The organism is Bacillus sp. S2(2019) (assembly GCF_005144805.1).
Classification (GTDB): domain Bacteria; phylum Bacillota; class Bacilli; order Bacillales; family Bacillaceae; genus Bacillus; species Bacillus altitudinis.
This window is the reverse complement of the sequence record NZ_SWFL01000001.1, coordinates 658,100-679,596: the sequence shown is the minus strand read 5'-3', so window position 1 is coordinate 679,596 and position 21,497 is coordinate 658,100. Positions and strand designations below refer to the sequence as shown.

23 protein-coding genes are annotated in these 21,497 nt (G+C 39.0%); 14 read left to right on the top strand and 9 right to left on the bottom strand.

Annotated elements, in window-relative coordinates:
- Positions 1-72 precede the first annotated feature (72 nt).
- Complete coding sequence (locus FBF75_RS03440) at positions 73-1,230, top strand: MFS transporter (RefSeq protein ID WP_035701038.1); 1,158 nt, start codon at positions 73-75, stop codon at positions 1,228-1,230.
- Positions 1,231-1,343: 113 nt separating this feature from the next.
- Here FBF75_RS03440 and lpdA read toward each other — a convergent pair whose 3' ends face one another.
- Positions 1,344-2,738, bottom strand: a complete 1,395-nt coding sequence (gene lpdA, locus FBF75_RS03435) for a dihydrolipoyl dehydrogenase (protein WP_136944437.1) — start codon at positions 2,736-2,738, stop codon at positions 1,344-1,346.
- Positions 2,739-2,919: 181 nt separating this feature from the next.
- On the opposite strand from lpdA, the gene FBF75_RS03430 reads away from it, so the two are divergent.
- From FBF75_RS03430 to FBF75_RS03415, 4 genes are all read left to right on the top strand, one after another.
- Positions 2,920-3,489, top strand: coding sequence for a TetR/AcrR family transcriptional regulator (locus tag FBF75_RS03430; RefSeq protein ID WP_136944436.1), 570 nt, complete (start codon positions 2,920-2,922; stop codon positions 3,487-3,489).
- Between the two features lie 20 nt (positions 3,490-3,509).
- Entirely contained in the window at positions 3,510-3,929 is a 420-nt protein-coding gene (locus FBF75_RS03425; RefSeq protein ID WP_007498913.1) for a GNAT family N-acetyltransferase, read from the top strand.
- Between the two features lie 128 nt (positions 3,930-4,057).
- Positions 4,058-5,191: a response regulator aspartate phosphatase gene (locus FBF75_RS03420; protein ID WP_136944435.1), complete on the top strand. Its 1,134-nt coding sequence runs from the start codon at positions 4,058-4,060 to the stop codon at positions 5,189-5,191.
- Positions 5,192-5,822: 631 nt separating this feature from the next.
- Positions 5,823-6,281 (top strand): GyrI-like domain-containing protein, encoded by a 459-nt coding sequence (locus FBF75_RS03415; protein WP_136944434.1) that lies wholly within the window; start codon positions 5,823-5,825, stop codon positions 6,279-6,281.
- Between the two features lie 61 nt (positions 6,282-6,342).
- On the opposite strand, the gene FBF75_RS03410 is transcribed toward FBF75_RS03415, so the two are convergent.
- Positions 6,343-6,690 (bottom strand): YunG family protein, encoded by a 348-nt coding sequence (locus tag FBF75_RS03410; RefSeq protein WP_136944433.1) that lies wholly within the window; start codon positions 6,688-6,690, stop codon positions 6,343-6,345.
- A 165-nt stretch (positions 6,691-6,855) separates the two neighbouring features.
- Here FBF75_RS03410 and FBF75_RS03405 point away from each other — a divergent pair, with 165 nt between their 5' ends.
- Entirely contained in the window at positions 6,856-7,467 is a 612-nt protein-coding gene (locus tag FBF75_RS03405; RefSeq protein ID WP_136944432.1) for a hypothetical protein, read from the top strand.
- A 182-nt stretch (positions 7,468-7,649) separates the two neighbouring features.
- On the top strand, positions 7,650-8,831 hold the full coding sequence (alr, locus tag FBF75_RS03400; RefSeq protein WP_136944431.1) for an alanine racemase: 1,182 nt from the start codon (positions 7,650-7,652) through the stop codon (positions 8,829-8,831).
- Positions 8,832-8,909: 78 nt separating this feature from the next.
- On the opposite strand, the gene FBF75_RS03395 is transcribed toward alr, so the two are convergent.
- Entirely contained in the window at positions 8,910-10,022 is a 1,113-nt protein-coding gene (locus FBF75_RS03395) for an NAD(P)-dependent alcohol dehydrogenase (RefSeq protein WP_007498906.1), read from the bottom strand.
- A gap of 214 nt (positions 10,023-10,236) precedes the next feature.
- Between FBF75_RS03395 and FBF75_RS03390 the strand changes: the two genes are divergently transcribed.
- The 4 genes from FBF75_RS03390 to hag (FBF75_RS03375) all read left to right on the top strand — a co-directional run bounded on the left by FBF75_RS03390 (position 10,237) and on the right by hag (FBF75_RS03375) (position 14,674).
- Positions 10,237-10,851, top strand: coding sequence for a TetR/AcrR family transcriptional regulator (locus FBF75_RS03390; protein WP_058213846.1), 615 nt, complete (start codon positions 10,237-10,239; stop codon positions 10,849-10,851).
- 133 nt (positions 10,852-10,984) lie between these two features.
- Positions 10,985-12,505 (top strand): Kelch repeat-containing protein, encoded by a 1,521-nt coding sequence (locus FBF75_RS03385; RefSeq protein ID WP_058213845.1) that lies wholly within the window; start codon positions 10,985-10,987, stop codon positions 12,503-12,505.
- A 225-nt stretch (positions 12,506-12,730) separates the two neighbouring features.
- Positions 12,731-13,564 (top strand): flagellin Hag, encoded by an 834-nt coding sequence (hag, locus tag FBF75_RS03380; protein WP_039168771.1) that lies wholly within the window; start codon positions 12,731-12,733, stop codon positions 13,562-13,564.
- A gap of 288 nt (positions 13,565-13,852) precedes the next feature.
- Complete coding sequence (hag, locus tag FBF75_RS03375; protein ID WP_008346306.1) at positions 13,853-14,674, top strand: flagellin Hag; 822 nt, start codon at positions 13,853-13,855, stop codon at positions 14,672-14,674.
- A 27-nt stretch (positions 14,675-14,701) separates the two neighbouring features.
- Here hag (FBF75_RS03375) and FBF75_RS03370 read toward each other — a convergent pair whose 3' ends face one another.
- Positions 14,702-16,171 carry an NAD(P)/FAD-dependent oxidoreductase gene (locus FBF75_RS03370; protein WP_074042085.1) on the bottom strand — a complete coding sequence of 490 codons (1,470 nt, stop codon included), beginning with the start codon at positions 16,169-16,171 and terminating at the stop codon, positions 14,702-14,704.
- Positions 16,172-16,392: 221 nt separating this feature from the next.
- Between FBF75_RS03370 and FBF75_RS03365 the strand changes: the two genes are divergently transcribed.
- Positions 16,393-17,217 carry a methyl-accepting chemotaxis protein gene (locus FBF75_RS03365; RefSeq protein ID WP_019743472.1) on the top strand — a complete coding sequence of 275 codons (825 nt, stop codon included), beginning with the start codon at positions 16,393-16,395 and terminating at the stop codon, positions 17,215-17,217.
- Positions 17,218-17,256: 39 nt separating this feature from the next.
- Here the strand turns inward: FBF75_RS03365 and FBF75_RS03360 are convergent, their stop codons facing one another.
- Positions 17,257-17,628 carry a DUF5412 domain-containing protein gene (locus FBF75_RS03360; protein WP_017359605.1) on the bottom strand — a complete coding sequence of 124 codons (372 nt, stop codon included), beginning with the start codon at positions 17,626-17,628 and terminating at the stop codon, positions 17,257-17,259.
- A 244-nt stretch (positions 17,629-17,872) separates the two neighbouring features.
- On the opposite strand from FBF75_RS03360, the gene FBF75_RS03355 reads away from it, so the two are divergent.
- A complete protein-coding gene (locus FBF75_RS03355) occupies positions 17,873-18,496 on the top strand; it encodes a poly-gamma-glutamate hydrolase family protein (RefSeq protein WP_047945590.1) in 624 nt (207 codons plus the stop codon).
- Here the strand turns inward: FBF75_RS03355 and FBF75_RS03350 are convergent.
- On the bottom strand, positions 18,487-19,071 hold the full coding sequence (locus FBF75_RS03350) for an ImmA/IrrE family metallo-endopeptidase (RefSeq protein ID WP_008346294.1): 585 nt from the start codon (positions 19,069-19,071) through the stop codon (positions 18,487-18,489). The two genes, FBF75_RS03355 and FBF75_RS03350, sit on opposite strands and share 10 nt — an antisense overlap.
- 304 nt (positions 19,072-19,375) lie before the next feature.
- Between FBF75_RS03350 and FBF75_RS03345 the strand changes: the two genes are divergently transcribed.
- Positions 19,376-20,275: an N-acetylmuramoyl-L-alanine amidase gene (locus FBF75_RS03345; RefSeq protein WP_136944430.1), complete on the top strand. Its 900-nt coding sequence runs from the start codon at positions 19,376-19,378 to the stop codon at positions 20,273-20,275.
- Here FBF75_RS03345 and FBF75_RS19910 read toward each other — a convergent pair.
- The 3 genes from FBF75_RS19910 to FBF75_RS03335 all read right to left on the bottom strand — a co-directional run bounded on the left by FBF75_RS19910 (position 20,264) and on the right by FBF75_RS03335 (position 21,410).
- Positions 20,264-20,395, bottom strand: a complete 132-nt coding sequence (locus FBF75_RS19910; protein WP_255201815.1) for a hypothetical protein — start codon at positions 20,393-20,395, stop codon at positions 20,264-20,266. The two genes, FBF75_RS03345 and FBF75_RS19910, sit on opposite strands and share 12 nt — an antisense overlap.
- A gap of 99 nt (positions 20,396-20,494) precedes the next feature.
- Entirely contained in the window at positions 20,495-20,671 is a 177-nt protein-coding gene (locus FBF75_RS03340) for a type II toxin-antitoxin system SpoIISB family antitoxin (protein ID WP_008346289.1), read from the bottom strand.
- Complete coding sequence (locus FBF75_RS03335) at positions 20,640-21,410, bottom strand: type II toxin-antitoxin system SpoIISA family toxin (protein ID WP_025207199.1); 771 nt, start codon at positions 21,408-21,410, stop codon at positions 20,640-20,642. Before FBF75_RS03335 ends, FBF75_RS03340 begins: the two co-directional genes overlap by 32 nt.
- Positions 21,411-21,497: the final 87 nt, after the last annotated feature.

Here is a 21,497-nt window from a genome sequence, read left to right as displayed (position 1 = left end):
TATTGATCAATGAATGAAGCGGATTTATACTCATAGTAACCTCAACAAGATGAGAGAGGAAGAAGAGTATTGATAAAAAAAATATTTTATTTAGCTGCTTTATTTTTAGCTGCCTTAAACTTGCGCCCAATCATTACATCCGTGGCTTCTATGATGAGCATGATTCAATCAGACCTTGGCGTTAGTGCACTCACGGCAAGTCTTTTAACCACTTTGCCGGTCTTGTGCATGGGAGTGTTTGCCCCTGTAGCAACGAAACTAAGCCGCCGGTTTGGATTAGAGAGAACTCTTTTTTTCTCGATTTTTCTTATCACAATTGCGACTGGACTGCGTGGTACAAGTCAAACGGTTACCATCCTTCTCGTGACTGCTTTTGCAGGAGGAGTTGGAATAAGTTTTGCCGGACCATTGTTGTCTAGTTTTATTAAAAAGTATTTCCCGAAAAGTCCTGGGATTGTCAGTGTGTACTCTATATCGATGACAGTTGGAGCTGCACTTGCTTCGGGCTTGACCATTCCGATTTACCTTCGCAGTGAGCATAACCTTCCACTTGCGTTATCTTGCTGGGCGGTTTTAGGCGTTATTGCACTGATTTTATGGCTCGGTCTAGCTCGTCAAAACCAACAAGCGGATCATGCAGATGTGCCGCTGAGATTACCGCTGCGAAACAAAAAAGCCATTCAATTCACCTTGTTCTTTGGCTTTATGTCTAGCATGTTCTATTCGTTAACAGCGTGGATTTCACCCATTGCGCTTGATTTTGGGAATAGTCCGCAGTATGCCGCCATGCTGCTTACGATATTTACGCTCATTCAGATTCCGGTGGCATTACTCGTTCCAAACATCGTCAATCGTCTAGGAAAGCCGAAATTATTTCTGATTTTATGCAGTTTGTCAGAGCTGATTGGCCTCATATTCCTTCTACTGCCAATGCCGATCCTGCCAGCTGTTATTTTTCTGGGGATTGGAGCAGGTGGATTATTTCCTTTAGCGCTTATGCTGCCTATTATTGAAACGCGTACACCAGAAGAAGCCGGTACATGGTCAGCGATGTCACAGATGGGCGGGTACATCATGGGAGGATTTGGTCCATTTTTAATCGGTTTGATTTTCGATATCAGCGGACATTTTCAAGCTGCTATTGTCGCAATGCTCGCCATCGTGATGCTGATGATTGGCGTGCAGTTATCGATGAAGTTAGGGAAAAAACGTGATGAGGTATCCAATTAAAGATCAATATACCGCTGCTTTTATATCATGACTCAATTGAAATCGCCATAGCCTATTCCTAAGTAGCTATGGCGATTATTTTACTCAATTTTTAAAAGATGCACCTGAATGAATTATCGTGCCAGATTTTTTTCAACTTTACGAGTGGCCATTTCTGCAGCCTCCATGATCATTTCACCTAATGTTGGGTGAGGATGAATCGTCATGGCTAAATCTTCTACTGTAGCACCAATTTCAATAGAGAGAGAAAGTTCTGATATAAGAGTAGATGCCTCTGCACCTACGATTTGTGCTCCTAAAATAAGGCCAGATTCAGCATGGGCCACAATCTTCACAAATCCTTCTGGTTCTTTTAATGCCAGTGCTCGACCATTAATAGAGAACATTGTTTTTCCAGTAACAGTCGGAATGGATTGCTGCTTGCAATCCGTTTCGCTCAGTCCAACACTCGTCAATTCTGGGCTGGAAAACACAACGAGAGGGATCGCTTTATAATCGATCATCGAAGGTTTCCCGGCGATTGCTTCTGCTGCCACCTTCGCTTCATAGGAAGCTTTATGAGCCAGAGCAGGACCCTCGGTGATATCACCAATTGCATAAATGTGCGGAATGGAAGTTCTGCATTGTTCATCAATTTTAACTAGTCCGTTAGGGGTAATGGACAAACCGATAGAATGGAGACCTAATGTTCCATCTGTATTCGGTTTTCTTCCGACAGTAATCAGTGCATAATCTGCTTTCAACGTGTAACTTTCTTTCTGTTTCTCATAATGAAGATCAATTCCGCTCATATGCTGCTCGGCACCTATGACGTTTGCTCCTGTAATCACGGTGATGTTATCTTCTTTCAATTGTCGAACAACAGGTGAGACAAGTTCACTTTCAAAACCAGGCAATACTTGATTGCCGCCTTCTAGAATGGTGACTTTTGATCCAAACCTTGCAAACATCTGTCCGAGTTCAACACCAATATATCCACCCCCAACTACGACAAGGCTTTTAGGGATTTCGGGAAGGGATAGTGCTTCAGTGGAAGACAATATACGACCTCCGAAAGGGAGTGATTTAATTTCAATTGGACGAGAGCCGGTTGCTAATATAAGGTGTTTGAAGTTGATTCGTTTTTCACCTTTTTCGGCATGTTGAATCACCGCTGTATGCTGATCGAACAAGCTTGCCTCGCCTTCCAAAATAGTAACTCCCGCTGACTTTAACAAAAATTGGACGCCTCCAGCTTGTTTTTCCACAACAGCTTTTTTGAACGCTTGAGCTTCATTGAAAGAACCGCCTTCTTGAAAACCACCCCATTGTGTGCTGAGTTTGAACCGCTCTGCTTCTGCTATTAGCGCTTTAGAAGGGATACAGCCTACATGGGTGCATACGCCACCTAACTGATCACGTTCTACTATCGCTGTCTTCATGCCGAGATGAGCTGAACGTAATGCCGCCACGTAGCCCCCTGGACCTGATCCAATCACTAATGTATCTACTGTTTCTAAATGAATCATTTCTTGCACCTCCAATTTCAAAATATGATGATCATAATATATTATAGTCATCATATTTTAGTGAAGTCAATCCCATTTGAGTGAGGAAAGATGGATTTTAGTCAATTGACACAAGATAATATGATAATTATAATATTTTAATAAATACACTTAGATGAGTTAAAAGGAAGGAGAAAAGAGGATGCCTTATCCGAAAGGTCATAAGTCAAAAGTGAGAGAGCAGATCATCGCTAGTGCTGCACGAGCATTTCGAACAAATGGCGTCCGTAGTATCAGTTTGCCATACATTATGAAAGGGGCAGGTCTAACTCATGGAGGGTTTTACGCTCACTTTAAGAACAAGGATCAGTTGGTGATAGAGACTTTTCATTTTGCTATTACTGATACGATCAAGCTGCTGCAAAGTGTTGCAGACAAGAAAACAGACCAGCCTCGAATTCAGACGATCATTGACTTTTATTTAAGTTCCGTTCACCGTGATCAGACGGAGATCGGCTGTATATTGCCTGCACTGGCAGGGGAGATTGCTCAATTATCGCAAGAGGTACGTAAAGCCTATACAGATGAATTGAAACGGTTTATGGCGTTTACAGCTGATACGGGACACATAGATCTCTCTACCAGTTACGCACTAGTAAGCAGCATGATTGGTACAATTGCTCTTGCACGAGCTGTCAATGATTCGCAGTTCAGTGATCAATTGTTAATGACAGGTAGAACACAGGCAAAACACATTTTAAATTCAAATTAAAAAACATAGGGGATGTTGCGATGTTGATTAGAGAAGCAAGCATAGAAGATTATCCACAATTAAGACAAATCTATTTAGAATCCCGACGTCAGAGCTTTCACTGGCTCAATACAGAAGAAATCAAACTGCAAGATTTTGATCAAGATACGCAGGAAGAGCAAATTTTCTTAGCTGAGGAGAGCAATAAAATCCTTGGATTCATCTCATTATATGTACCAGATCGTTTTATTCATCTCTTGTTTGTACATCCAGAAGCTGCTGGTCAAGGGGCTGGCGATCTGTTGCTGAAACATGCGATCAAAGTGCTCGGAACACCAGTCACCCTCAAATGTGTATCCGAAAATCACAAAGCTTTGTCTTTTTATCAAAAAAGAGGATGGAAGGCTGTTGTAGAGGAAGGGGAACCTGGGGCGAAATACTGGGTGCTTATTTATGAATAGAAGTCATGTTATCTATCATTCACACGGCCCTTTATAGGGCTTTTTTGCGGTTTATTTTCGGTGTCGAATGATTCATAAAATGATAATATATGTCATTGTAGGGAAAATAGAGGAAGGGGTAAGAGCTGATGGAGAAAGTGCTTTCTTCTCACGTCGGTTTGAAAATCAATGAATGGTATTATCATATTCAACGATTTAATGTACCGGACGCCGAAGCATATAAAGAAGAAATCAAATCAATGATTGATCATATGGAAGAGAATCAAGATTTATTATTGTATTTCTCACTCATGGAGTTCAGACATAAATTAATGCTAGATTACTTGAATCCTTTAGAAAATGGGAAAGAACGAGCGAACTTCAGGGAACTTGCAGTGAAGATAAAAAAAGATCAAGAGAAATTAACAGGATTGCTTGAGTATTACTTTAATTTTTTCTATGGGATGTATGAATTTGAAAACTACGAATACCTCAATGCGATTACCTTCTATAAGCGAGCAGAAAAAAAGCTGTCTCTTGTCAGCGACGATATTGAACGTGCCGAGTTCAATTACAAGATGGCGGAAATCTATTACCACATGAAACAAACCCACATGTCCATGCACCATATCGCACAGGCGATAGAATGTTACCGAGAAAAAGATACATACACAGTCAGAGAAATCCAGTGTTCTTTTGTCATTGGATTAAACTATATTGATATGGGCTGCCCCGAAAAAGCCATTCCACATTTTGAACGTGCGCTTGAACAAGCTGCCGATCACTCAACAAAAAGACTAAAAGGGTCAGCGCTCTATAATTTAGGGTTGAGTTATTTCCATCATGGTGACCTAGCACAAGCAATTGTTCACTTTAATGACTCGATTCGAGCATTTAAAGAGCAGGGGTACGAGCATTTAAATCGAATTTTAGACCCTCTCGTTATGTTATCAAAATCCTATTTTAAAAAGAACGAACAAGATCTAGGTACGTATGCATTACATAACGGTATAGAACTATCTGAAAAGCTGAAAGATCATGTGTTGTTACGTATCTTTACGTTTTTAAAATCACTATACGTTGACAACAATTTTGAACAACTAGAAAAAATTTCAGATTGGTTAGAGATGAAGTCCATGTATCCTGACCTTGAAGACTTAGCAAAAGATGCTGCAAAATATTATAATGAGATGGGAGATAAAGACAATGCGATGCATTTCTATGAAAAAATTCTTTATTTCCAAACTCAAGTAAAGCGGGGTGACTGTCAGTATGAAATTTAAAACGTTATCAGTAGTATGTGCAGTGATCAGTGTCATCAGTATTGTTAGTTATTTTACATCTGAAGTGACAGCAAGTCATGATGAAGCTAGGAGAGGTCATACGGCAAGTATCGGTTATACTGCTTAAATAAAAAGCCCCTTAAGGGCTTTTTATTTTAAGACGGTATATATGCTATGAATAAAGAATATTTTTCCCATAGAAAAGATATTGAGGAGGAAGTAAAATGACAATGTTAAAATCCAAATTATTTCGAAGGATTTTCATTATATTCTTTGCTTTAACCTTTATGATTAGCCTGTTTAATATGGCTGTATTTCCAGGGACGCCAGTGTCTTATTATGTTGGTCTGATTTGTAAGATGTTGTTAATCAGTTTGTTAAATGGTATGTTTTTCGGAATAATAATCTATTTGATTGTCAGTTTTCTTAAAGCCATTTCTTCAAAGGAAAACCAATAACAAGTGAGCGGCTAAAATCCGTTCTTTTTTTATGATTAAAAATTGGACATCTTATGAATGAGAATATGAGATTCAATTATTTTTAATATCCTAATGCATTATATTTTAAAGGGTGTTACCGTTGGATGTAAGGAATGATTGGCCAATCTTCCAATAAGAGTTGGAGGGGAATCATGAATTACAAAATTGAAATGTTAACGAATATGAGAATGGTGTATATGAGAAATGTAGGACCGTATGGCAGTAAAGAGAACGTGGAGATGATGAAGAAATTTAAAAAATGGATCAACGAACATCAATTCAATGATGAATTAAAGAAACATGGCATATACGGTGTCTCTCAAGATGATCCTGCCAGAACTTTATCTGAAAATTGCAGATATGACCTCATGTTCATGACAAATAGAGATTTCTCCAAAGATCAACTGGTTCAGACTGGTCATGTTGAAGGAGGAAAGTATGCTGTGTTCACGGTGACACATACAGCCGAAAAAGTGAATTTGTTTTGGAGACAATTACCTCAAATGATCCAACACAATCAATTGAACATACGCCAGGCACCTATTATGGAGAGATATAGAGAAGAAGAAGGCGAAGATAAGGTGTGTGAATTCTTACTGCCTATCTTTTAAACATTTTATCTAACTTCAATGAAAACAGACCTCTTGTGGTCTGTTTTCATGAATATAAAATCTACACGTTTAAATAATTTAGGACTCGTTCCTTTAAATAACGATATTGATCCTTATTCGTATCTTGAAATGCTTCTTCCCGATTTGAAGGTACATCCATATAAAAAATTTCTTCAGAGAATTGTGAAGAAGTAAAGTCAATTCTTGTTCCATTCACTACGTTGTAAAAGTGCCATCCGCTTTGTAATAAGGTCTTGTTTATTTTTCCGCCTAAAAGATCATGGACAACTAAAGAAGTGACGCCACATTGTCCGTTTGCTGGGTTGTCTTTACTCAATTTTGAACTAGATTGAGAGGACCAGGCTTTATATAAAGCATCAATGATTTCGTCTGTCGAGTAGAGGTTCATCCTAAAGATCCTTTCTATTTAAAGAGTGAGATAAATATAGCATCTGTTTAGTCTATAGTAGATTTTTTTCAATTAAAAACCAATAAAATCTTTTCGTTGAAGCACTTGATCCAAATGATATACTATGGCTAAAACAATGAAAGGTTATGTCAGGAGGAGCATGGTGTGATATTCATCATAGGAATTGTAATCGCTTTTATTGTTGCTATTTTAGGCTTTACTGTTTTCGTAGATGTAGGTAATGGGTTGGGAACAGCTTTTAGCATTATTGGGGGAATGGTCATTTTATTCATAGCGGGAAGGCTGCAAAGACAAAAAGAAAAGAATGATCCAAACATCTTATTAGATAAGATGATGATGCTCTTTCACGAAGACGGGTTTCAGTCCTCAACATACATCTTTTCGCAAAATGTTGATAAAGGATTTGCGATTGATGACGAGCGAAAGAAAATGCGCTTTATTACATATCAACCTGGCAGCTCATCTCAGAAATTCAGGTTTGAAGTCACTGAACTTTCCTTGCAAGAGTTGAAACAAGTTGACGTGTTAGAAGATGGTAAACCCATTGAACATTCTACTGAGAGTGATAATAATGAAGAGATTTCTACACTTCAATTAAGATTAACGATGAATGATCAAGTAGCATCAACGATTACGATCACCTTCCTGCAATTTGATGTGCCAGTTCGTAAGAGCACCGCTGAATATTTGATTGAACGAGAAAATCTGGAAGAGATTTATCATCAAATTGATTCAATGATGAAATCTGTATATTAACTAAATTCCTGTTCATAAAGAAGAAATCACATTTTGATGTGGTTTCTTTTTTTATCTCAATCAAGTCAAAGCCAGTCCAGTCATTGTAGTTGAATGTTTTTCACAAAAATGAATAAAGATAGACTAGACACGAAAACGAACATTGATATTGAAATGACTTATGTGATGAGGAGGAAGCATACATGCAAAAACTTTGCAGGGAAGTCTGGATCGAAGTCAATCTTGATGCGATTAAAAGAAATATCGAAGCCATTCAAGCGCATATTCCAAGAAAAAGTAAGATCATGGCTGTCGTGAAGGCGAATGCTTATGGACACGGTTCAGTGGAGGTAGCGCGGCAGGCACTAGAAAGCGGTGCGACGGAGCTCGCAGTTGCTAGCTTAGAGGAAGGCATTGTGCTGCGAAGAGCAAAAATTGAAGCACCGATTTTGGTTCTTGGATTTACACCGCTCGACTGTGTGAAAAGGGCCGCAGCCTGGAGAATTGATCTATCTGGCCTTCGTGAAGATTGGATTGCTCAAGCAAATGAGATCTTAGCGGAAGAAGAAAGCCAGCGCCAGCTTGGGATTCATGTCAATGTTGACACAGGGATGGGGCGATTAGGTGTACGGACAAAGGAAGAGCTGTTAGCGGTTGTGAAGGCGCTTGAAAAGAGTGAAAACCTGAGGTGGGATGGAATATTTACGCATTTCTCTACTGCGGATGAGCCTGATCCTGATTTTACGTTGCTTCAGCACAGCATCTTCATTGATTTTCTTCGGTTTTTGAAAGAAGAAGGGATCAAACTGCCGACCGTACATATGAACAATACAGCTGCTTCGATTGCGTTTCCTGAATTTAGCGCCGATATGATCCGGCTTGGTATCGGACTTTATGGATTGTATCCCTCGCAGTACATTGAAAGCTTAGACGCTGTTCAGCTAGAGCCCGCTCTTAGTTTAAAAGCAAGAATTGCGTTCGTGAAGAAAATGGTGACAAAACCAAGAACCGTCAGCTATGGGGCAACCTATGTAGCAAAGCCTGACGAAGTCATTGCGACCATACCGATTGGCTATGCAGATGGGTACTCACGTGCTTTATCCAATCGAGGGTTTATGCTTTTTCGCGGAGAACGAATGCCAATTGCGGGCCGAGTCACAATGGATATGACCATGATCAGCTTAGGAGAGATGAAAGCAAAGCAAGGCGAGGAAGTCGTCATTTATGGCCGTCAAAAGGGCGGAGAAATTTCTGTTGATGAAATTGCTGAAATGCTCAATACGATCAACTACGAAGTTGTCGCGACCTTAAGCCGCCGAGTCCCAAGGTTTTATCGTCGAGGCGGGAAGATTATTAAAATATCGACACCGGTGATGTATGTGTGAAGGTAAGGACAGCATGAAAGTCCAAAAATCCCCCTTTATATGGAAAGGGGGATTTTGAGTTTCATGTCTCATTACGACTTAAGCTCGATACTCTTTATCTAAAATAAGAATTGGTTTAATCGTAGATCCATTTTTAGAATCTTCAAAGGCTTGTTCAATCTCTTCTAATTCGTAGAATTTTGCTAGTTTCTCAACTGGGAATTGTCCATTTTTAAAGAACTTGACTAGTTTAGGAATGAATAGTTGAGGAACGGCATCTCCTTCTATCACACCTTTTAACGTGAGCGCATTGAGCATGAGATCATTGGTCACATTAAACGTTAAATCGCGTTTTCCTACTGCTACTGTTGCACAAGTTCCTTTGACACGCAGGCAGTGAAGGGCAGCTAGTGTGACTTCTGGTACTCCAGTTGTTTCAAATGAGTAATGTGCCCCTTTTCCTTCTGTGATCTCCTTAACTTTTTCAGCTGGATTCTCATGTTTACTGTTGATGACATGTGTTGCACCTAATTCTTTTGCTAGCTCAAGGCGGCTATCATGGATATCAACGGCAATAATCGGATCACAGCCTGCAATTTTTGCTGCCATTAACCCACTTAAACCGACAGCGCCTGTACCGAACACAACAAAGCTTGTACCTGGAGCTGGAGCAAGTGAATTTAAGACAGTACCGCTCCCAGTCATTAAGCCGCAACCGAATGGTCCTAAATAGCGTAAATCAGTTTCTTTGTCTACTTTCACCACATTTTTCTCATCAACCGTTGCATATGTACCAAATGACGATTGACCAAAAAATTGTGATACATCTTGATGATCATGTGTATGGATAGGCGTTTCATTATGTTTATTACGACCAGAAAAATTTAGTGGAATCATGTTTTCACATCCACCAGCGTTCCCGTCAAGACAATTATGGCAATGACCGCAATAAGCGAAACCAAGTACAACGTGGTCTCCTTCTTGAACGGTTGTGACATTAGAACCTGCTTTCACGACTATGCCAGAGCCTTCATGTCCTAATAAAGCAGGACGTGGAACAGGGAGCGTGCCATCTAATACAGTGGCATCCGTATGACAAACGCCAGATGCAACGATTTTGACAAGCACTTCATCTGCTTTTGGATCATCTAGTAATAGTGTTTGTTTCTCGAAATCTTTTTCATTTGTTGTGACCATCGCTTGAATTTCCATATCATGTGCCCTCTCTTTTTGTATAGTATGATATTCTGAAGAAAGGTTAGATCAAATGTCACAAAAAATTCATTTCTTTATGACTAAGTTGATTGTAGGACGAAAGATTTTTCGTTTCAATCAGCAAAAAAACTTTTTTGTATAGGTTTTCAACACAAATGAAATTATGTATCTCTAATCAACATTTTTTAAAAAGTGTCTAAAGGAGGGGCCCATGATCAAAAAAGAGGATCGCCGTGTTGAGCGAACAAAAGAAACACTTCGTCAAACATTCAAAATACTAGTAAAAGAAAAAGGATATTCGCACGTAAAAGTGAAGGATATTGTGGAAAAGGCAAACTATAATCGGACGACGTTTTATGTGCATTATGAAAGTAAAGATGAATTAGCAGCAGATGTTATTCACCGGGAAATGGTCGATTTCGAATATGAATTTTGTAAGCCGACTCGTGAAAATCCACTGTTGGATTTAACTCGCATGAAACCAGAAGGCACTGATGTATTTCAATATATCGTTGAAAATCGCGACTATTATGATTTATTAGTGATGGAAGACCGAATTCCACACATACAAGAACAATTGCTTAAGAAAATACAATATATTTTCCAAAATAGAATGTCGTTTGTGAGTGATCAGTATGCAGAAATCAACGACAGTTATTTTGTCCAGTATCGTTCATACGGCATCTTTGGTTTTATCATTGAATGGATCAGAAATGACTACAATGCATCTCCCTCAGAAATGGCACGCCGCATTATCAATTTATTATATATTCAGTCCTCACTTATGATTCAGTTGAAAGATGAAGAAGCGATTATGAAAAGGTAATGCTTAGGACGTATCTCTAGCGCACAACATTTTGAATGTATATAAAGTTTTGTTTAAAACTTCTTTAAATTGTAAACTTTGTAAAAAATAGCACGATAAAAGGAGGGAACATAACGAGTTGGAGGAATAGAAAATGAAAAAACGGTTTTTATTATTTATCACGGTACTCCTATTAATTAGTACTCTTAGTCCATTTAAAGTAAATGCAGAAAATTCAATTGGATGGACGAAACGAGCTGATTTACCAGAAGAACGTATTAATGCTGGTGTGGGAGTCGTTGATGGGAAGATTTATGTATTTGGTGGAGCAAGTGAAAAAAATAAGTTGAATAACCAAACATTTATGTATGATCCAAAAAAAGATGTTTGGGAAGAGAAAGCCAGTATGCCAAGAAATAGAACAGGTGGTACTTACGCTACTGTAGGTAAAAAAATCTATCTAATAGGTGGAATTAATGAAGAGACAGAAGTAGCTTATAACACTATAGATATTTATGATGCAGAACTTGATCAGTGGGCTGAAGAGCCGATTCGAATTCCAAGAGAGCCGGTTTTTTCAGCTTATAGTAAAGGAACTTTACAAGCAGTTGCAGTGAAAGAGAAGATATATATTGTATCTTCAAAAAACTCATATAAGAATAATGTCTATGAATACAATACAGTCTCTGATGAATGGAAGAGCTTGAACTCATCGGGTTTACCATCTCGGAATGGGAGAGCCATTTCTGCAATTGACGGAAAAATATATGTTGCAGGTGGCGAAAATTCGATAGGGCATAGTAGAGAAAAGTATTTGTTTCAGTATGATATTTCAACAGATACTTGGAAGAGATTAATTGATGTTCAGTTAACATCTTATATATATGAACCCTCCTATGAAACTTACAACGGCAAGTTCTTTATTATTGGTGGGCAATTATATGGTGATAGTTCAAAAAATATGGTAAACAAAGTTCAGATTTTCAATCCAAAAGATGGCCAATTTAAAAATTCAGCATATGATTTACCAGAAGGTAGAGTATCAGCTGTCGCAGCAATTGTTGATGACCAATTGTATGTCATTGGCGGACGTAACTATTCGGAATCTATGAGACATCTTTCTGTGAAAAGTGAATACAGATCCGTGATTTCTATTTCATTAAAAGACTTACAAGTGACTGAGGATGAAACAAAGCCGGATGATGGGATAGCAGAAGACCCAAAGGATCAAGATGGAACAAGACCAGATGATGGCACAACGGAAGATCCAAAAGACCACGATGGAACAAATCCCGGTGACGGAACAACGGAAGATCCAAAAGATCAAGATGGAACAAATCCCGGTGATGGGTCAACGGGAGAACCAAAAGATCAGGACGGAACAAAGCCAGATGACGGAACAACGGAAGAACCAAAAGATCAAGACGGAACAAAACCCGGAGAAGAAACTTCGAAAGGTATACTTTCTATTACCATGATCAATGGGTTACAAAAGGATTATCTGCTCTCAATGAAAGAAATCAACGATTTTCTTAACTGGTACAAAGAAAGAAGCTTTGGAATTGGGATGAACTTTTATGAGATCAATGATGAACACAATAAAGGACCTTTCACAAGTAAGAAGGATTACGTGGTGTACCAAAATATATTAATGTTTGATATCAAGCAATATTGATAAAATGAAAGCTGCTGATAATAGATTAGCAGCTTTTTATATTTTGTATTATTGTTAAAATTAGGATGAACATCATAAAAAAATAAGATATTTTTTTAAAAATCTGCTAAACATCCCATAACCACGTCCGATAATACAATTGTCAGGGTTGATAAGCCCTAGAATAAAGGACTTTTTTCAGACAAGGACGTCTGTCAGGTCCCACATACATGGAGGTAATAGGAAATGAGAATTAACCACAATATCGCAGCACTTAACACATTAAACCGTTTGTCTGCAAACAACGGTGCGAGCCAAAAGAACATGGAGAAACTTTCTTCTGGTCTTAAAATCAACCGTGCAGGAGATGACGCAGCAGGTCTTGCAATCTCTGAAAAAATGCGTGGACAAATCCGTGGATTAGAAATGGCTTCTAAAAACGCACAAGACGGTATTTCTCTTATCCAAACAGCTGAAGGTGCATTAACTGAAACTCATGCAATCCTTCAACGTATGCGTGAACTAACTGTTCAAGCAGGTAACACTGGTACTCAACAAACTGAAGATTTAACTGCTATTAAAGAGGAAATGGATGCGCTTATCGAAGAAATCGATGGAATTGGTGACCGTACTCAATTTAATGGTAAAAAGTTATTAGATGGTACTGGAGGAACATTTACTTTCCAAATCGGTGCTAACAAAGGTCAGTCTTTAGGAATCACAATTGACAGCATGAAATCCGCTGATTTAGGAACTACTGTAGCAATTAGTGCTATTGATGTAACTGATTTTGCTACTACATCTTTTGATAATCAACTTGATGGAATTGATGAAGCAATTACAGCTGTTTCTGCACAACGTTCTAAACTTGGTGCAGTTCAAAACCGTCTAGAGCACACAATCAACAACCTTGGTGCTTCTGGTGAAAACTTAACAGCTGCTGAGTCTCGTATCCGTGACGTTGATATGGCGAAAGAAATGAGTGAGTTCACTAAGAACAACATTCTTTCTCAAGCGTCTCAAGCTATGCTTGCACAAGCGAACCAACAGCCACAAAACGTACTTCAATTACTACGTTAATGAAAGGCCCCTTGATGGGGCTTTTTTTAATGCCGTTTTTTCTTCGTTTTTTCTCCTTAATTATGATTCTTAAACCCCTCTGATAAATCATGAAAAATGACCTTTAAATTTGGCATACTCTAGCGAAACAATCATAATGAATAAGACTTTTTCCTTATTTATTCCTTTTTTGTTAAACATATTCCATTAAAGTTCGATAAATGGATTGTAAGGCTTACAAAAAAATTCTAATTTAGAACTTTTGGACATGGATGTCTAATTGGTTCAAACACATGGAGGTCATTTAATATGAGAATTAACCACAATATCGCAGCACTTAACACACTGAACCGTTTGTCTGCAAATAATGGAGCAGGGCAAAAGAACATGGAGAAGCTTTCTTCTGGTCTTCGTATCAACCGTGCAGGAGATGACGCAGCAGGTCTTGCGATCTCTGAAAAAATGCGTGGACAAATCCGGGGGTTAGAAATGGCGTCTAAAAACGCACAAGATGGTATTTCTCTTATTCAAACAGCTGAAGGTGCATTAACTGAAACACATGCGATTCTCCAACGTATGCGTGAGTTGACAGTTCAAGCGGGTAACGTAGGTACACAGCAGACTGAGGATTTAACGGCGATTCAAGATGAGATTAAAGCACTTGTTGAAGAGATTGATGGTATCTCAAGCCGCACAGCATTTAACGGAAAGAACCTTTTAAATGGAGATGTTACAGACGGATTCCAATTCCAAATTGGTGCGAACAAGGAACAACATATTATTGTTGAAATTGGTAAAATGGATGCAGAAACATTAACAGTTAAAGATATTGATGTAAGTGTTGATGGCTTCAATTTTGATACTGAAATTGAAAAAATCGATGCGGCAATCGGCGCTGTATCTAAACAACGTTCATCACTTGGGGCGGTCCAAAACCGTCTAGAGCACACAATCAACAACCTTGGTGCTTCTGCTGAAAACTTAACAGCTGCTGAGTCTCGTATTCGCGACGTTGACATGGCGAAAGAAATGAGTGAGTTCACTAAGAACAACATTCTTTCTCAAGCTTCACAAGCAATGCTTGCACAAGCGAACCAACAGCCACAAAACGTACTTCAATTATTACGTTAATTAAAAGCCCCCGTTGAGGGGCTTTTTTTATGTTGATTTTAGCAACAGATGTAATTGAAAGTCAGGAACAGCTTCATAGAAGAAAGCTCGATTTAATTCATCATTCTTTTGATCCCACCTATGCCACCAGTGGCCGACCTCACCAGTGAAGTCAGCTTGAATCATGTCTTGCAGCTGCTCTAGGTTGATGATTTTTCTTGGTTCTATTAAGAATGAATGCATACGATGATATGCCTCAAGGTATTTAGTTTGTTTTGTTTGAACGGCATATTGTACATAATAATTGAAAAATTCTTGTACAAATGTCAGATGGGGAATGGGGGTTCCTTTTAACTCGACGCCTTCCCATGCCATATCCGCAATTGCACAAAGCCACCAGCCAAGCTCATTGGCGTGCTGCATTTGTTGTAAGGTATGCCGTTCAAAAGAAATAAGCTCATTTTCTTGTGCTTGTTTGAGCATACGCTCAAGTGTCTGTGCCTCAAGAGCTGCCTTTGTCATTCCCTGACCATGTATGGGATCTAATGTGCATAAGGCATCACCCATGACCAATAAGCCGCTTGGCCAATCTTCCATTTGTTCATAGTGGTTTCTGACACAAGCCGGAACTCTAAATCCTTTTGGTTTCGTATAGGGAATTAAATGAGTGATGGCTTCTGCTATCGAGGGATTGGTCAGCCTAGCGGTCTCTGCATCAAACTGATCAGCGTCTGTTGTTGGATAATGAGAATCGCCAGCTGCTGAGAGAAGAACCGCTACTAAATCATGATCTACTCGTTCAAACAGTCCTGTTGGAATTTTCTTCTTTGGCTGTCCAACGATGACCATTGGTTCCAGATTCGGTGCCTCAGGTGGTATTTGGTAGTATCTTGTGCTATAGCCAAGAGACACGATTAGCTCATCTGTCTGCGGCAAGGTTCGCCCTGCGCTTTTCAGCCATTTTGGCAATTTAGACATTCTTCCAGACGTATCAATGACTAAGTCCGCACTCATCTTGTTGATGATTCCAGGCTTTATTCTCCGATCTTTGACCTGTAATCCACTCACTTTAGTCGTTTCTTCTTCAAAAAAAAGAGCGATCGCTTCATGTTTTTCTAAAAATTGAACACGTTCCTCACGTAATATTCTTTGCATCAGCACCCACTCTAGCATGGCACGTCGTGTGACAGCTGTTTCTTCAGTATCCGTAAGTACTAACTCGCCATCTTTTGTCAAAAATCGAGATGTCTGATGCCATGTGTTGTACCCGCCCATTTCGAGTAATTCTTTTGTATAACCAGGAAATAGACGTTCCACTATTTGTTTGCCTAGTGGCAGCATTCTATGTGGATGAAAGGCTTGAGGCGTGCCAAGACGATTTTCAGGAGCGTCGGGCAATTCGTCCTTTTCAATAATCAATACTTCAAGGTAAAAACTTGATAAAACCTTTGCAGCGAGCATTCCCGTTATTCCGCCTCCGATGACGATCGCCCGCTCATACTTCATGGGTTGTGTCACAACATGCGCCTCCAGTGAATATATAAAATGGTTACATGACCATTTCATCATATGTTGATTTTATAAGTATAGCAAATTCTCGTTTTTTTGAATATAGAAAGGAATTGGCATACTTTTTACTCGTAAATATGAAAAAAACTTCAATCATGATCATTATTTTTAAAAAATAATGATCAAATTTAAGAGGAATGACCGATAAATACATTAAGGGGGTAGAGAGAATGGATATACTACAGAGTATTGTAACAGCAGCACCTTATATGATGAAGATTTTAAAAGATGAAGTGACGATGGGGGTCATTGATCGAGAAAAATTCTTGCTGTATTTGCCATCAAAAGATGTGGATTTTCAAATACGGACAGGAGATCCCATTAAACCAGATGATCAGAATATGAAAAATGCGCTTAGAGGCGAAACATCAAGTACATTTGTACCTGAATCGGTGTATGGGACGCCTTTAAATGCAATGGGATTGCCGATTTTCGATGAAAATCAACAAGTCATTGGTGCAATCGCTTTAGGTTTTCCGCTTAAAAATCAAATAGAGCTTGAGGCGTATATGGAGTCATTGAACGACATCATTCAAAGTATTCAAGAAAAAGTGCATGTGGTGGCGGCTCATTCAGAAGAGCTCTCTGCGACAAGTGAGGAAATGACATTCCAAACACAGCAAACACTTGAAAGCTCGAAAAAAACTTCAGATATTACAAAAATGATCAAAGGTATCTCTAAACAAACGAGTTTGCTAGGATTGAATGCTTCAATTGAAGCGGCCAGGGCAGGGAAAGAGGGGGCGGGTTTTAGTGTGGTAGCGAGCGAGGTTCAAAAACTCTCAAGCGAAACCTCACGTGCAACAGAAAACATAGAAAGCTCATTGCAAGGGATTTCCTCTAATATACATACGTTACTTGAGAGTATGGGCCATATGAAAGGGTCATCTTCAGAACAGGCTTTATTAGTGACGGAGTTTAGTGAAATTGTAGACAGGTTGACGACGGTTAGCAAAGAAATGAAAGAATTTATGCAAAAGGTGATGTCAACGTAAAAAACGAATCCAAAAAGGGTTCGTTTTTTTGCTGGCTCGTTATTTTCTATTTTTCTGATCAAAGCGATAATCGTATGTTTCACCTTTGACCACATTTAAAAACTCATGTCCAATTTGAACGAGCTGTGCATTTTCCCATTTGATCAGAGGATCTTTATCAGGGTACTTCCAGTAGATTGTTTTCTTGTGATGGGTGAGTTTGTTTTCAATTTCTGCTCTGACCGCATTCTCTTTTAGCTTTCCTCCGCTATGTCGATACGTGTTAATGGTATAGGTTCCATCAGGTGATGATATCGAGCGGATGAATGTTCCGTGAGACACGCCTTGAAGAGAGAAGCATTTCCAGTAAATAATTCCGGCGAAGCTAAGACATAAGATGGCAAGGATGATGGTGGTTTTCTTTTTAAACATGAATTCCTCCAGGTGTAGATCGCAATATTCTAATATATGAGAGAGATTACAAAAAGATTCATATAGTTCAAAAGTTCTATTCATTTCAATTATCGGTCATTTTTTCTCAACATTCAACAGTTAGCCCGTAAAGATAAGGAAAATTTAAGGATGCATTCAGATCACACTGGTGAATCGAAAACACTTTACAAAAGAATTTGCGATCAGTAGACTTATGCTCATATAGAGAAATGGGGCAGATGGAATGAATCAAATCATAGATACGTATCAAAATTATGAAGAGCTTTCCGCTCATGAAAGAAAAGGGATCGACTATCAGATTCTTCATCAGCGGAAAGGGGATCAGCTTCTCGTCCTGTCACCTCATGCGGGAGGAATTGAATCTGGCGTGAGCGAGCTGGTCCATGAAGTGGCAACAGATTATTCTATGTATTTATTCGAGGGCCTTAAAGTGAAAGGCAATCATGTTCTTCATATTACGAGCACACGTTTTGATGAGCCGATTTGTCTTTCTCAAGTGCATACACATCATTATACGTTTGCACTCCACGGCTATGGAGAAACAGACGTCCTACAAACTTTAGTTGGCGGTACCGACAGGGAAAAAGCTGCTGAAACAGTGAAGTGTCTCACACAAAATGGCTTCCATGCCTTACTTTTATCTGAATCGGATCAATTTGCTGGAACACATCCTCAAAATATTAATAATCAATGCCTCACAGGAAAAAGTGTTCAAATTGAAATTAGCCAAGCTCAGAGAAGAGCTTTCTTTCAAGACTTTAGGCGGAGCCGTAGGCGTGATACACAAACCGAACAATTTTATCAATACACAAATGTACTGAAACAAGTGTTAAGTCTTTATGAATAAACTTCTGACGTCACGTGTGCAGACGCTTTTGTTTGATACGCAGCTTCATTTTCTGCGACCTTGCCTGCTCTCATTAAATAAGAAGTGAATTCTTTTTGAAATTGAATGCCGGCTCTTCGCTGTTCAAATAGAGCAAGCCGTTTTTCAGCAAAAGCCCGAGTGACATGAAATGTTTGAGCAATATGCAAAATGGCTTGCTGCCTAAGGTTTGGGAGCGTCATTTGCAGCAGCATAAAAGTCGGAACACAAAAGTGATACATGAATTGTTTTGCTTGAAACTCTTGCAGTTCTCGAAAGAGCTTGTGCATGTTAAAGTGGTTGCCTGTATGCTTCAGCACATGACAAAGCTCGTGGGCGAAATCCTGCCACTGTTCTTCTGACGATAAGGCTCTGTTTAAAATAATACTGTAAAGACCTTGATGTTTGATCATCATGCTGCCAGTATCCTCGTAGTGTACCCATACATGAAATTCAGCTGCGATCCTATGCATGTCTACATAGGCAGGACCGCTTATTTGCAGTTGAGTGTATAACCGTTTAATATCTTCTTCTAAATGGGTTAAAAAATAAGTCATGTCAAAACCTCCATACAAACGTATGTTCTATTTTTGCCGTAAAAGAAAAGTCCATATAGGACTAAATGGCTAATAAAGCTATCGCTTACTTTTTATATCGGCTTATTTTTAACAATTTTAACATAAAATCAAAGAAAATTGGAAGTTTTTCCTGTTTTTTTGTTCTATTTTTTACAAAGATAAAACGGCGATTGAATTCAAATTTTACCATAGTCTTATGACGAAAACAAACAAATTTGTCTTACGTTTGCCACCGATTGATGAACAAGGTCAAACATCAATTTAACAAAAAGGAGTGCAAAACATGGTACAAATTTATCAAGATTTTATTCCAGTTGGAAACGGAAATCGGCCAGGATATGCTATGATGCCGCTTTATGTAACTGTGCATAACACAGCCAATACATCTAAGGGAGCTGACGCAAAAAGTCATGCGGCATATGTCAAACGCTCAACAACAGAGGTAAGCTGGCACTTCACAGTGGATGACAAGGAAATTTTTCAGCATCTCCCTTTAAATGAAAATGGGTGGCATGCTGGGGATGGGCATGGAGATGGCAACCGAAAATCGATTGGCATTGAAATTTGTGAAAATGAGGATGGAAACTTTCAACAAGCTGTCAAACATGCCCAGTGGCTTATTCAAAAGCTTTTAAAAGAACATGGCATTCCATTAGCAAATGTGGTGACGCATCAGCATTGGTCAGGAAAAACATGTCCACGTCTGCTGCTAGCTACATGGGATGAATTTAAAAGAGGAATTGAGACTGCAGATGATCCGGAAACGGTGATCACATATGTGGTGAAAAGCGGGGATACGCTAACGAGTATTGCTAAAGCCCATGGTGTCACAGTGAGTGATTTACAGACATGGAATCAGATTAGTGACCCGAACATGATTCGAGTTGGACAAGTTCTCAAAATTTATCATGCAGAAGAAAAGCTCAGTTATGAACTGCCGGATGGGGTGTTAAAGGTGACATCACCTCTGACAAAGGGGGAGCATGTACGTCTCGTCCAAAAAGCGCTTGCTGCTGTGTATTTTTATCCTGACAAAACAGCCGTAGATAAGGGCATTGATGGCGTTTATGGAGAAAAAACAGCCAATGCCGTCGCGCGATTTCAACTGATGAATGGTCTAACAAGTGATGGGGTATACGGTCCTAAAACAAAAGTGAAGTTGCTTCAACTATTAAATCAGTGAGTCTTTCTTTTTGGCCGCTTGAATGACGGCTTCACTTTTTTCATGTAATCGGCAGATATAAGGGGATGGCTTAAATTCAGCAAACTGAACATACCTCAATTGTTTAAGTTTCTTTTTCATATTGGCACCTCAATCGTTGCAGCAGTTGGTTTTATTGTATGCAAGTAGATGTGAAAACGGAAGTAGGACGCGGATGAAGTTCCGCGTCCTTTAGTGTAATCAAGCTTTTTTATTTTTATACTCATCTAGGAGCTGTTCATTCTTTTTAAAAATACGCTCCGTATGGGGACTTACTTTGTAATCAGCCATACTAATATGGCGCTTTTTCTTTAAAATCTTAAATGGGTTTTTCTTGCGATTGTTATTATCCCCTTGAAGTGCGTGTTCCATCTTCATCACCTTCCTCTTCGTCAGGCAAGATTAGGTCATAAATCGTTGTAAGTGAAGTCATTAATAAATAGTCGAATTCAGTGACAATATCCTCAGAGGTCAGCTTAATCACAAAGTGTGCATCCGCTACTGAAAACGGGATGAGAACCAATTTGCCGAAATCATCGTAATACACTTCCTGCCTGTCAAGCTTTGCTTGAATAAGCGCTCTCTGATCAAGTGTCCGCAGCAGGTCATTTTTTTGCTCCTGCGTATCATAAGGACAAAGAACTGCTTGAATATTCATTTTTTCTGCAAAAGAATAGATCAGTCGTTCAATTCCCTCTATATATGCTTCTATACTTCCATAATATACATGGATCGGTTCGTTTTTCAATAGGTATTGGTACGTTTTTAGTTTATTGAGGTAAGAATGAAGCAGGTCGTTATTTTGTTCTAGGAGTTGATGGGTGTCGGTTTCAAGTTCATGATTTCCGAGTTTTTTAATATAGGAGCTGAGGAAAATAAAGGCATCAGTTAATGCGAAAAAAACAGCAATAATCAGGTAGTGCATCCAATCGGTGAAGATTGAAGCAGGGTCATTTGTCCAGTACACAACAGCACCCGCTACATAAATCCAATACCACGTTTTACGAATCGCAAACATCTTTTCTTTTACTTTTTGTTCAAAGCGCCATACCGCAAATACATATACAGCAAGAGCACCTAGCAATAACCAAACAGTCAATTGAAAAAATAATAGCATGTTCTTCTCTCCCATAGACAGATGGATACTTATTTATTTCTATGGATATGATTGGAAACCCTGCTTCATGAAAAAATGGCTTGCAGA

Coding starts and splice junctions, on each gene's coding strand:
- FBF75_RS03415 (WP_136944434.1), top strand. CDS start 5,823: ATGAATTACAAAATTGAAATGTTAACGAATATGAGAATGGTGTATATG.
- FBF75_RS03420 (WP_136944435.1), top strand. CDS start 4,058: ATGGAGAAAGTGCTTTCTTCTCACGTCGGTTTGAAAATCAATGAATGG.
- FBF75_RS03355 (WP_047945590.1), top strand. CDS start 17,873: ATGAATCAAATCATAGATACGTATCAAAATTATGAAGAGCTTTCCGCT.
- FBF75_RS03395 (WP_007498906.1), bottom strand. CDS start 10,022: ATGGAAATTCAAGCGATGGTCACAACAAATGAAAAAGATTTCGAGAAA.
- FBF75_RS03335 (WP_025207199.1), bottom strand. CDS start 21,410: ATGCTATTATTTTTTCAATTGACTGTTTGGTTATTGCTAGGTGCTCTT.
- FBF75_RS03425 (WP_007498913.1), top strand. CDS start 3,510: ATGTTGATTAGAGAAGCAAGCATAGAAGATTATCCACAATTAAGACAA.
- FBF75_RS03365 (WP_019743472.1), top strand. CDS start 16,393: ATGGATATACTACAGAGTATTGTAACAGCAGCACCTTATATGATGAAG.
- hag (WP_039168771.1), top strand. CDS start 12,731: ATGAGAATTAACCACAATATCGCAGCACTTAACACATTAAACCGTTTG.
- FBF75_RS03360 (WP_017359605.1), bottom strand. CDS start 17,628: ATGTTTAAAAAGAAAACCACCATCATCCTTGCCATCTTATGTCTTAGC.
- FBF75_RS03430 (WP_136944436.1), top strand. CDS start 2,920: ATGCCTTATCCGAAAGGTCATAAGTCAAAAGTGAGAGAGCAGATCATC.
- FBF75_RS03390 (WP_058213846.1), top strand. CDS start 10,237: ATGATCAAAAAAGAGGATCGCCGTGTTGAGCGAACAAAAGAAACACTT.
- FBF75_RS03345 (WP_136944430.1), top strand. CDS start 19,376: ATGGTACAAATTTATCAAGATTTTATTCCAGTTGGAAACGGAAATCGG.
- FBF75_RS03340 (WP_008346289.1), bottom strand. CDS start 20,671: ATGAAGATGGAACACGCACTTCAAGGGGATAATAACAATCGCAAGAAA.
- hag (WP_008346306.1), top strand. CDS start 13,853: ATGAGAATTAACCACAATATCGCAGCACTTAACACACTGAACCGTTTG.
- lpdA (WP_136944437.1), bottom strand. CDS start 2,738: ATGATTCATTTAGAAACAGTAGATACATTAGTGATTGGATCAGGTCCA.
- alr (WP_136944431.1), top strand. CDS start 7,650: ATGCAAAAACTTTGCAGGGAAGTCTGGATCGAAGTCAATCTTGATGCG.
- FBF75_RS19910 (WP_255201815.1), bottom strand. CDS start 20,395: ATGAAAAAGAAACTTAAACAATTGAGGTATGTTCAGTTTGCTGAATTT.
- FBF75_RS03410 (WP_136944433.1), bottom strand. CDS start 6,690: ATGAACCTCTACTCGACAGACGAAATCATTGATGCTTTATATAAAGCC.
- FBF75_RS03385 (WP_058213845.1), top strand. CDS start 10,985: ATGAAAAAACGGTTTTTATTATTTATCACGGTACTCCTATTAATTAGT.
- FBF75_RS03350 (WP_008346294.1), bottom strand. CDS start 19,071: ATGACTTATTTTTTAACCCATTTAGAAGAAGATATTAAACGGTTATAC.